We start from the raw sequence: 10585 nt of genomic DNA, 5'->3' as shown, positions 1-10585 counted from the left end.
AAAGAAAAGGGCACGAAAAACGTGCCCAAATTTAGAGATTAGAAGCGGAAGGTCGCAGTCGCGACAACCTGACGTTCAGCACCCCAGAAGCAGCCATAGGTGTTGAAGCAGCTGGCGACGTATTCACGATCCAGCAGGTTGTTCACGTGCAGCGCCACGTTCGAGCCCGCCATGCCAACGCGCGCCAGGTCGTAACGCACCAGGGCATCCATCACCGCGTAGCTGCCGACCTTGAAGGAGTTCGCCGGATCGCCATAGCTGGAGCTGGAGAAGCGACCGCCGGTACCCAGCGTCAGGCCAGAGAGTGCGCCATCATAGAAGGTGTAATCACCCCACAGGGAGGCCATGTGCTCAGGCACCTGCGCCGGCGTGTTGCCTTTGTAGTTGGTGTCGGTGGTGTACTCCACGTCGGTGTAAGTATAGGAACCTACCACGTTGACGCTGGCAGACAGCGCCGCTTTGGCTTCAATTTCCACGCCGCGGGCGCGGATCTCGCCACCTTCAACCGAGAAGAACGAGCCCGCAGGATCGGCCATCAGGTTGTTGGTTTTGGTCAGCTGGTACAGCGCACCGGTCAGCACGATCGGACGATCGCTCGGTACATACTTCACGCCCACTTCGTACTGCTTGCCTTTTGAAGGGGCAAACGGCTTACCTTGTGCGTCGCTCTGGGAGGACGGCTCGAAGGATTCGCTGTAGCTGAAGTACGGGGTAACGCCGTTATCGAACAGGTAGTTAACGCCGCCACGCCAGGTAAACTGGTTGTCATCACGTGATGCCGTGGTGCTCGTGACGCGGTTGAGGGAGTCCTGCTCAGCCCAGTCATAACGGCCGCCCAGGGTAACCAGCACTTTATCCCACTGCGCCTGATCCTGAACGTAGAGACCGGTCTGTTTCTGCTTGTTCAGTACCTGATAGGCGCCTGACGGGCCAGGATGTGAACCGAAATCGAAGTCGCTACGATCAAGGTTATAGATATCAGATGGAGCTACGGAACCGGCATAGCCAAACCACGAGTCGATGTCATTACGCATGCGCATGAAATCAACGCCAGTCAGCAGAGTATGATCGAGAGAGCCCGTCGCGAACTTGCTCTGCAACTGCGTATCAACAGTGAAGTTTTCCAGCTTCTCGTTATCAATTACATACTGGCGAGTCAGCGTGTGTCCCCACTGCGATTGAGGAACGCTCGCGCAAGGGCTGGATGCCGGGTTACTCGAATAGAGTGGATCGGAACACATGCCGTAGCCGTAGACGCTGTTTTGCGAGGTTTTATTCTGCGCAAAACGCAGGTTCTGACGCACGGTGAAGGTGTCGTTAAACTCGTGATCGAAGCTATACCCGACCATCTTCTGGTTACGGGAGTAGGTGTTGTTTTTTGCACCTTCGTTGAAGTCGGTCGACAGGCGATCGCCGTTTGGCAGCGGATCAACGGTACCCTCTTTCGGCAGCCAGCCGTAATAACCGGTCTCCGGCTCGTTCTGGAAATAGGAGAGGAAGGTGAAATTCGTTTTATCATCCGGACGCCAGGAGAAGGACGGCGCAATGGTGTAACGCTGCTCGCCCTTACCTTCCTGCTGCGAATTATTGGAACGCGCCAGTCCGGTCAGACGATAGGAGTAAACGTCGTCGTCATCCAGCGCGTCGCTGAAGTCAAAGCCGGTCTGGAACAGGCTGTCAGTACCTACCTTGAACTGAACCTCTTTCAGCGGCTCGGTCAGCGGACGTTTGCTGACCATGTTAAGCAGGCCGCCCGGGCTGCTTTTGCCGTACAGAACGGAGGTCGGCCCGCGCATCACTTCCGCGCGTTCGATCATATAAGGGTCAATTACCGCGTCGTTGTAGAAGTTGCCCTGCATCTTCATACCGTCGAGGTAGTTGTTCTGGCTTTGGCCATCGGCCGCAAAGCCACGAATAATCAGGTAGTCATAAGTGTTAGACGCCCCACGCGTGCCGACGGCCACCCCAGGGGTGTAACTCAGGGCTTCTTTTACCGAGCGTGGCTGGTGAAGGGCCATCTCTTCCGCGGTGACCACGGAGACCGACTGCGGAACCTTCTCAATGGAGGTATCCGTCTTAGTGCCGGTAGCAGACTGACGTGCTGCGATGGTCGCCGCCGGACCCCAGGCGCTCTCCTGTGGAGCAGGCGCTGCGGTAACGGTGATAGTTTCTTCTTTTTTAGGGGTTTCTGCAGCCTGAGCGTAAGCAGACATGCCGCTAACCGCTGTGGCTACAACAACTGCGATTTTACGCAGCGAAGATTGCATTGGCTGAGCAGTTTTAGAATGCGCCATTGGTATGTCTCTGATGAAAGCGTGAATGATAACGTAAACGAGAATTATTATTATGACCGCAGCATATTATGCGAAACATTCACGGCATAGCAAGTGATATGCGCCCCTACAGGAATTGAGGGTATAAGAATTAAACAATGGAAAATACAGGGTTAATAAACGGGGATGTTACTGTTGGTGGGATGTTTAATTGAGGTGAAAATTCCCTCTCCCGCAGGAGAGGGAAACCGTATTAATTACCGCCGAACATATCCTTGATCCAGCCGGCGACGCCGTCGCTGTCCTTCTTCTCATTCTGCTGCTGCGGCTGCTGCTGTTGCGGCTGTTGCTGCTGAGGAGAAGACTGCTCAAACGGGTTGCCCGTTGGCTGCGGCGCTGGCGCCTGGCACAGGGAGTCCGGATTGGTGGTCCAGACCGGCACGCTACGCATCCCGCCGCCACACACGAAGTTGCCCGACTGATCTACGCCCATATCCACGATATCTTCCGGTGGCGTCAGGGTCAGCGGAACCGGCGACTGGTTAGCCAGATAGCGCTGGTAAATCGACATCGCCCCGCTGGCACCGTACAGCTTCGTCGGCTGGTTGTTGTCGCGCCCTACCCAGGTGATCACCACTTCACGCCCGTCGATGCCCGCAAACCAGGTATCGACGTTGTTGTTGGTGGTCCCGGTTTTACCCGCCAGATGCAGGCCAGGATACTTCGCCCCAAGCTGACGGCCAGTGCCGCGCTGCACAACCTGCTGCATGGTCCAGAGCGTCATATAGGCCGCCTGCGCCGGTACAGCACGCTCCGCCTGTGGGAAGCTCTGGTACAGAGGGGTGCCGTCTTCTGCGATCACGGAACGCAGCGCAGAGAGCTGGGCACGGTTGCCGCCGCTGGCGATGGTCTGGAACGCCTGCGCCACTTCGATTGGCGTCAGGTTCAGGGCCCCCAGCAGCATGGCCGGAACCGGATGCAGCTGATCTTTCGGCACGCCCAGCTTCAGCCAGGTATCGGTGACCGCTGGCAGACCCAGCGCCATCCCGAGGTTAACCGTCGGCACGTTCATGGAACGCGTCAGGGCATCCACCAGCATCACCTGTCCGCTGTACTGCTTATCGTCGTTCTGCGGCGACCACACCTGGCCATTCGGCTGGCGCAGGGCAATCGGGGCATCGGCGATCCAGGTGTTCAGACGATACTGGTTCGGCTGGCTCAGGGCGGTGAGATAGGTCGCCGGTTTTGCCAGGGAGCCGATCGAACGGCGTGCCTGCATCGCGCGGTTGTAGCCCGCGAACTGCGGCTCCGCCCCGCCGACCATCGCCCGCACTTCGCCGGTGGTACGATCGACCACCACCATCGCGGTCTCCAGATCGCTCAGCTTGCGCTGTTTTTTCAGCGCCGGAATGCCTTCCACCGCCGCCTTCTCTGCGGCATCCTGCGCCACGGAGTCAAAGGTGGTGAAGATCTTCACGCCGGAGAGATCTTTAACTTTATCGCCCAGTTTGGTCTGCAGCTCCTGACGCACCATCTGCATAAAGGCAGGCTGCGGGGAGATCACGCCGCCGCGCGGCTGCACGCCTAACGGACGCGCGCTGAGCATGTCGTACAGCTCCTGGTCAATCACCTGCTGCTGTTGCAGCAGACGCAGCACCAGATTACGCCGCTCCAGCGCCAGTTTCGGGTTACGCCACGGGTTGTAGATGGACGCGCCCTTCACCATGCCCACCAGCAGCGCCTGCTGATCGAGGCTCAGCTCTTCCACCGGACGACCAAAGTAGTAGAGGCTCGCCAGCGGGAAGCCGCGGATCTCATTGTCGCCGCTCTGACCGAGGTAGACCTCGTTCATATACAGCTCAAGGATGCGGTCTTTGCTGTAGCGGGCATCCATCAGCACGGCCATGTACGCTTCGTTGGCCTTACGCCAGTAGGAGCGCTCGCTGGAGAGGAACAGGTTCTTCACCAGCTGCTGGGTCAGGGTACTTGCCCCCTGCACCGTCCGTCCGGCGGTCAGGTTCGCCAGCACCGCACGGCCAATGGAGTACAGGCTGACGCCATCGTGCTCATAGAAGTGACGGTCTTCGGTCGCCAGCAGGGTATCCACCAGCAGATCCGGGAAGCCGTTACGCGCGACAAACAGGCGCTGCTCGCCGTTTGGCGAGGAGAGCATGGTGATCAGCCGCGGATCGAGACGGAAGAAACCGAACTGACGGTTGTTCTCCATGTTCTCGATGGTTTCCAGACGATCGCCGTCGAAGGTCAGACGCGCGCGCACCTGCCCCTCTTTGCTGTCCGGGAAGTCAAACGGACGGCGGATCATCTCAATGCTTTTCGCCTGCACCGTAAACTCGCCGGGACGGGTCATCTTCGTCACCTGGCGGTACTGGGTCGCCTCCAGCAGCTTGACCATCTCGTTCTTGCTGATGGACATGTCCGGCTCAAGGTTAACCATCCGGCCATAGACCGCCGCAGGCAGCTGCCAGACTTTCCCGTCGATACGGCTGCGGATCTTCTGATCCAGATAGACGCCATAGATCGCCAGCAGGACGACGAAAACAATAAACAGCTTCAGCAGCAGCCAGAACCAGCCGCGCTTGCCACGAGGTTTACCCTTTTTGCCTTTCCCTTTACGTGGCGCAGGTGCGTCATCGTCATACTCATTGTCGACATCATCGTCGTACTCCTCATCTCTGAGGCGTCGACGCCCTGCCTTTTCTTTTGCCGGACGTGCAGGTCTTCCTTTACGTCCAATTGGCTCGCGGTCATTCCCCGCCATGCTCTCTCTCCGCAACTATCAGGCGCAAAGGCCCGATTCTCAGTTCTTCCCCCTGATGGAGGAAGAAGAAATCTCTCAAAATAAACCGTGTTTCTCCCTCTCCCTGTGGGAGAGGGCCGGGGTGAGGGCATCAGGCCGCATGGTCCCCATCGCCGGGTGGCGCTGCGCTTACCCGGCCTACAAATACTACGAATACTTCTTAGTACGCCGGGTGGGCGCGGTATTTGCCGGATCGTCCGGCCAGACATGTTTGGGATAACGCCCTTTCATCTCTTTTTGCACCTCGCGATAGCTCCCGGCCCAGAAAGCACCCAAATCGCGGGTGATCTGCAGCGGGCGCTGGGCCGGTGACAGTAGCTCCAGCACCAGCGGCACCCGCCCCTGCGCAATGGCAGGCGTGGTCGCCTCGCCAAACATCTCCTGCATCCGTACCGCCAGCGCCGGAGGATTATCTTCATGATAACGAATGGCTATCCGGCTGCCGGTCGGCACAGTGTAATGCCCCGGAAGCTCGGTATCCAGACGTTGACGTAACGACCAGTCGGTTAAGTTCTGTAACGCCGCCTTCACATCCAGCGCTTTCAGCGCGCGCAGGGAGTGTACGCCACTCATTTGCGGCAGTAACCAGTTTTCCAGATCTGCCAGCAGCGAGGCATCGTCCACCGCGGGCCAGTCGTACTCCGGCAGCCACTTAGCCGCACAGTGTAAACGGATCCGGAACTGCTCCGCCTCCGGGGTCCAGTTCAGCACGCTGAGCCCTCTGTCGCGGATGCCGTTGAGCATCGCCTGATGCAGCTCCTCTTCCGAGGGCTTCGCCAGCGGTCTGACGTTCACCGTCAGGCGGCCAATCTGCGTGCGCCGCAGCGCCTTCAGGGTGCCCTGCGCCTCATCCCACTCCACGGTGTCGGACTGCTCCACCAGATCGGGGCAAGCACCGATCAGGGCATCGATGTCCACGGCCAGGCCCAACAAAATGCGCGCGTCCGGCGACTGGCTGCCCTGCAACAACAGCGGGGCAATCAGCCACTCGTGACGGGTCATGGCGTCGTCGCTCTGCAGCATCGCCCCCATGCCGTTTGCCAGCTGGTAGCGGCCATCCAGCCCGCGACGGCGGGCGATGCGGTCGGGAAACGCCTTCGCCAGCAGCGCGGGCACCCGGTCGCTGTCCGGCGCCCCGCCCCGGCTGTTCAGTCGCGAACCCAGCTGCCGGGCGCGCTGCTGCCACTCCGGCTGATTGCGGGAGAAGGCCTGAGCCAGATCGCTGCTGGCCCCGCGCGGCGGCTGTTCAAGGATAGCGGCCAGTTTTGCCGCCGTCGCAATATCATCCTCATCCGACGCGCTGGCCAGCATCGCCGCCAGCCGCGGATCGTTGCCGAGCTTCGCCATCTTCTGACCAAAGGCGGTAAGCTGCTCCCCGGCCAGCGCCCCAAGCTGGGTTAACAAACGACGGGCCGCCGCAAGGTTAGTCGCTGGCGGCAGATCCAGCCAGTTTAACTGCGACGGATCCCGGCAGCCCCACTGCAGCAGCTCCATCAGCAGGCCGCTGAGATCGCTTTGCATGATTTCAGCTGTACCCTGCGCCGCAGCGCGCTCAGCCTGCTCAAACGGCGTGAGATGCAGGCAGATGCCCGGCTCCAGTCGCCCGGCACGCCCGGCGCGCTGGGTCATCGACGCCTGGCTGACGCGCTGGGTCAGCAGGCGGGTCAGGCCGGTGCGAGGGTCGAAATTCGCCACCCGCTCCTGGGCGGAGTCCACCACCAGCCGGATGCCTTCGATGGTCAGGCTGGTTTCGGCGATATTGGTCGCCAGCACCACTTTGCGCTGCCCTGCCGGGGCGGGCAGGATCGCTTTACGCTGCTCGGCAAGCGACAGCGCGCCATACAGTGGGCAGAGCACCACGTCATCGCCCACGCGACGCGCCAGCTGCTCCTGCACGCGCTGGATCTCAATCACGCCCGGTAAAAACAGCAGCAGCGAGCCCGGCTCCTGACGCAGCAGCTCGGCGGTCGCCACTGCCACCGCCTCGTCAAAGCGCAGCTGGGACGACAGCGACTGATAGCGGCGCTCCACCGGGAAGGTGCGGCCCTCAGAGATAAGGGTCGGCGCGTCCGGCAGCAGGCGCTGGAGCCGCTCGTTATCCAGCGTCGCGGACATGATCAGCAGCTTAAGATCGTCGCGCAGCCCCTGCTGAACGTCCAGCAGCAGCGCCAGGGCAAGATCCGCCTGCAGGCTGCGCTCGTGGAATTCATCGAGGATCACCAGCCCCACGCCGGTCAGCTCGGGATCGTGCTGTAGCATGCGGGTGAGGATCCCTTCGGTGACCACCTCCAGCCGGGTGTTCTCCCCGACGCAGGTTTCGGCCCGCATCCGGTAGCCAACCGTCTCCCCGGGCTTTTCGCCCAGCAGCTCCGCCAGACGCTGCGCCACGTTACGGGCCGCGATCCGGCGCGGTTCAAGCAAGATGATTTTGCCGTTGACCGCCCCCCCGGCCAGAATTTGCAGCGGCAGCCACGTCGACTTCCCCGCACCGGTTGGCGCGTTCAGCAGAACCTGGGGGGCGTGTTGTAACGCGAGAAGGAGATCGGGAAGGACAGCAGCGACCGGCAACAAGGACACGAATGGCTCCAGAGGGTTAACTTTAGACGGCGTACATTGTAGCATCGCCACAATTCATTACCGAGTACCCCGTATGTCCGAGTCAAAAAGGTTGTTCTTTGCCATTGAAATGCCCGCCCCGATCCAGCGGCAGATCGTCCGCTGGCGCGCCGACCATTTTGCGCCGGAAGCGGGCCGCCCGGTGGCTGCCGCCAACCTGCACCTGACGCTGGCGTTTTTAGGGGATGTCAGCCCTGAAAAGCAGCGGGCGCTGGCGGCGATGGCCGGACGCATCCGCCAGCCGGGATTTACCCTGACCCTGGACGATGCCGGACAGTGGCTGCGCTCCCGCGTGGTCTGGCTGGGAACGCGCCAGCCGCCGCGGGGGCTATTGCAGCTGGCCAACATGCTGCGGGCCCAGGCGGCGCGCAGCGGTTGCTATCAGAGCCCGCAGCCCTTTCATCCGCATATCACGTTACTGCGCGACGCCAGCCATGCCGTCGCCATTCCGCCGCCGGGTTTTCAGTGGACGTTTCCGGTGAAGGAATTTGTCCTCTATGAGAGCCGTTTTGCCGGCGGGCGCACGCGCTATACGCCGCTTCAGCGCTGGACGCTGACCGAATAACAAGGAATCTGCATGCAGTTTACCCCTGCCCTACAACCCGCCACGCTGGTGCAACGCTATAAACGTTTTCTGGCCGATGTGGTGACACCTGAGGGCGTTGCCCTGACGCTGCACTGTCCCAATACCGGGGCGATGACCGGCTGCGCCACGCCGGGCGACACGGTGTGGTACTCCACCTCCACCAATATCAAGCGCAAATACCCGTACACCTGGGAAATAACCCAGACCGCCGACGGAGAATATATTTGCGTAAATACGCTGCGGGCAAACCAGTTGGTCAAAGAAGCGATTAGTCTGGATTTAATTCCTGAGCTGTGCGGCTATAAGACCCTAAAAAGCGAAGTGAAATATGGCAGCGAAAGCAGCAGAATTGACTTTATGTTGCAGGCAGACGATCGCCCCGAGTGCTATATTGAAGTGAAATCAGTGACGTTAGCTGAAAAGGACAATGGCTATTTTCCGGATGCGGTGACGCTGCGAGGGCAGAAGCACCTCCGGGAGCTCATAAGTGTAGCGGCGGCGGGCAAACGCGCCGTGCTGTTGTTTGCGGTTTTACATAGCGCAATTGCACGCTTTTCACCTGCCCGCCATATTGACCCTAAGTACGCGCAACTGTTGAATGAGGCACAAAAGCAGGGGGTGGAGGTTTTGGCTTATAAAGCGGAACTTTCTGCCGATAATATGACTCTGAGATCCGCTCTTCCCGTCTCGTTATAAAGGGGGCTGAGCGTTGGCTAATAAGTATTCTGGTCGTGTGCGCAAATACGCTTTTCCTCACAGGCTTGTCAAGTGTTACGTTTAGATAATTGCCATCTGGAAAAGCATCTGCTATTTATAGCGGCCTGATTTTTCCCCCAACACGGGGATCGATAGTGCGTGTTAAGGAGAAGCAACATGCAAGAAGGGCAAAACCGTAAAACATCGTCCCTGAGTATTCTCGCCATCGCTGGGGTGGAGCCGTATCAAGAGAAGCCGGGCGAAGAGTATATGAACGAAGCCCAGCTGTCGCACTTCAAGCGAATTCTTGAAGCATGGCGTAATCAACTCAGGGATGAAGTCGATCGCACCGTTACACATATGCAGGACGAAGCGGCTAACTTCCCGGATCCGGTAGACCGTGCCGCCCAGGAAGAAGAGTTCAGCCTCGAACTGCGTAACCGTGACCGCGAACGCAAACTGATTAAGAAGATTGAGAAGACGCTGAAAAAAGTCGAAGACGAAGATTTCGGCTTCTGCGAGTCCTGCGGTGTCGAAATCGGCATTCGTCGTCTGGAAGCCCGTCCAACAGCCGACCTGTGCATCGACTGCAAAACGCTGGCAGAAATCCGCGAAAAACAGATGGCCGGTTAATTCCAGCCCTGTCATAACGCTATCACAGGCGGGAGTCCTCTCCCGCCTGATTACTTTCTGCGCTGTGTAATTATGCCTGCTGACTATATTGGGCGCTTCGCGCCATCCCCTTCTGGCGAACTGCATTTTGGCTCGCTCATTGCCGCGCTTGGCAGCTATCTGCAAGCCCGTTCCCGACAGGGTATCTGGCGTGTGCGAATTGAAGATATCGACCCTCCTCGTGAAGTTCCCGGTGCAGCAGAGACCATTCTGCGTCAGCTGGAACATTACGACCTGCACTGGGACGGCGACGTGCTGTGGCAGTCCCAACGGCACGACGCCTATCGCGAACGCCTTGCCTGGCTGCACGCCCAGGGTCTCTCGTATTACTGCACCTGTACCCGCGCCCGCATTCAGAGCGTCGGGGGCGTCTATGACGGCCACTGCCGCGCGCTGCATCACGGCCCGGAAAACGCGGCGGTGAGAGTGGTGCAGGAGCATCCGGTGACCCGCTTTACCGATCGCTTACAGGGTGAACTCCACGCCGATGCGCGCCTGGCGGGAGAAGATTTTATTATCCACCGGCGGGACGGGCTGTTTGCCTATAACCTGGCGGTCGTGGTGGATGACCATTTCCAGGGGGTGACCGAAATTGTTCGCGGAGCGGATCTGATTGAACCTACCGTTCGGCAGATTTCGCTCTACCAGCTGTTTGGCTGGCCGGTTCCTGACTATATTCATCTGCCGCTGGTGGTGAATGAAAAAGGGATGAAACTCTCGAAACAGAATCATGCCCCCGCATTACCGACCGGCGATCCTCGCCCTGTTCTTATCAATGCTTTACAATTTCTAAACCAGGATGTAACAAATGAGTGGCAGGATCTGCGCACCGACGAATTGCTGGAAAAAGCGGTCTCCCGCTGGTCGCTAAATAGCGTGCCGAAAATCCAGCATTCTCAAATGCGTCTCGCTGAGCTATGATTA

7 protein-coding genes are annotated in these 10585 nt (G+C 59.3%); 4 read left to right on the top strand and 3 right to left on the bottom strand.

From position 1 onward, the window contains the following. Positions 1-38: 38 nt before the first annotated feature. The 3 genes from fhuA to hrpB form a co-directional block, all read right to left on the bottom strand. Positions 39-2294: a ferrichrome porin FhuA gene (gene fhuA / locus FHN83_RS15775; protein ID WP_139564350.1), complete on the bottom strand. Its 2256-nt coding sequence runs from the start codon at positions 2292-2294 to the stop codon at positions 39-41. A 232-nt stretch (positions 2295-2526) separates the two neighbouring features. Continuing rightward, a complete protein-coding gene (gene mrcB / locus FHN83_RS15770; RefSeq protein WP_139564349.1) occupies positions 2527-5052 on the bottom strand; it encodes a bifunctional glycosyl transferase/transpeptidase in 2526 nt (841 codons plus the stop codon). Between the two features lie 186 nt (positions 5053-5238). Then, positions 5239-7668, bottom strand: coding sequence for an ATP-dependent helicase HrpB (gene hrpB, locus FHN83_RS15765; protein WP_139564348.1), 2430 nt, complete (start codon positions 7666-7668; stop codon positions 5239-5241). Positions 7669-7741: 73 nt separating this feature from the next. Between hrpB and thpR the strand changes: the two genes are divergently transcribed. The 4 genes from thpR (at position 7742) to gluQRS (ending at position 10582) form a co-directional block, all read left to right on the top strand. Next, a complete protein-coding gene (thpR, locus tag FHN83_RS15760; RefSeq protein WP_039030328.1) occupies positions 7742-8272 on the top strand; it encodes an RNA 2',3'-cyclic phosphodiesterase in 531 nt (176 codons plus the stop codon). Between the two features lie 12 nt (positions 8273-8284). Then, on the top strand, positions 8285-8989 hold the full coding sequence (sfsA, locus tag FHN83_RS15755) for a DNA/RNA nuclease SfsA (RefSeq protein WP_039030329.1): 705 nt from the start codon (positions 8285-8287) through the stop codon (positions 8987-8989). Between the two features lie 177 nt (positions 8990-9166). Beyond that, positions 9167-9622, top strand: a complete 456-nt coding sequence (gene dksA / locus FHN83_RS15750; RefSeq protein WP_012016093.1) for an RNA polymerase-binding protein DksA — start codon at positions 9167-9169, stop codon at positions 9620-9622. A gap of 69 nt (positions 9623-9691) precedes the next feature. Then, positions 9692-10582, top strand: coding sequence for a tRNA glutamyl-Q(34) synthetase GluQRS (gene gluQRS, locus FHN83_RS15745; RefSeq protein ID WP_419146420.1), 891 nt, complete (start codon positions 9692-9694; stop codon positions 10580-10582). The last annotated feature ends 3 nt before the right edge of the window (positions 10583-10585 follow it).

Source organism: Leclercia adecarboxylata (assembly GCF_006171285.1).
Taxonomy (GTDB): Bacteria; Pseudomonadota; Gammaproteobacteria; order Enterobacterales; family Enterobacteriaceae; genus Enterobacter; species Enterobacter barmai.
Note: the sequence above shows the minus strand (reverse complement) of the source record. Positions and strands in the feature narration are given on the sequence as shown.

Coding starts and splice junctions, on each gene's coding strand:
- dksA (WP_012016093.1), top strand. CDS start 9,167: ATGCAAGAAGGGCAAAACCGTAAAACATCGTCCCTGAGTATTCTCGCC.
- mrcB (WP_139564349.1), bottom strand. CDS start 5,052: ATGGCGGGGAATGACCGCGAGCCAATTGGACGTAAAGGAAGACCTGCA.
- thpR (WP_039030328.1), top strand. CDS start 7,742: ATGTCCGAGTCAAAAAGGTTGTTCTTTGCCATTGAAATGCCCGCCCCG.
- sfsA (WP_039030329.1), top strand. CDS start 8,285: ATGCAGTTTACCCCTGCCCTACAACCCGCCACGCTGGTGCAACGCTAT.
- fhuA (WP_139564350.1), bottom strand. CDS start 2,294: ATGGCGCATTCTAAAACTGCTCAGCCAATGCAATCTTCGCTGCGTAAA.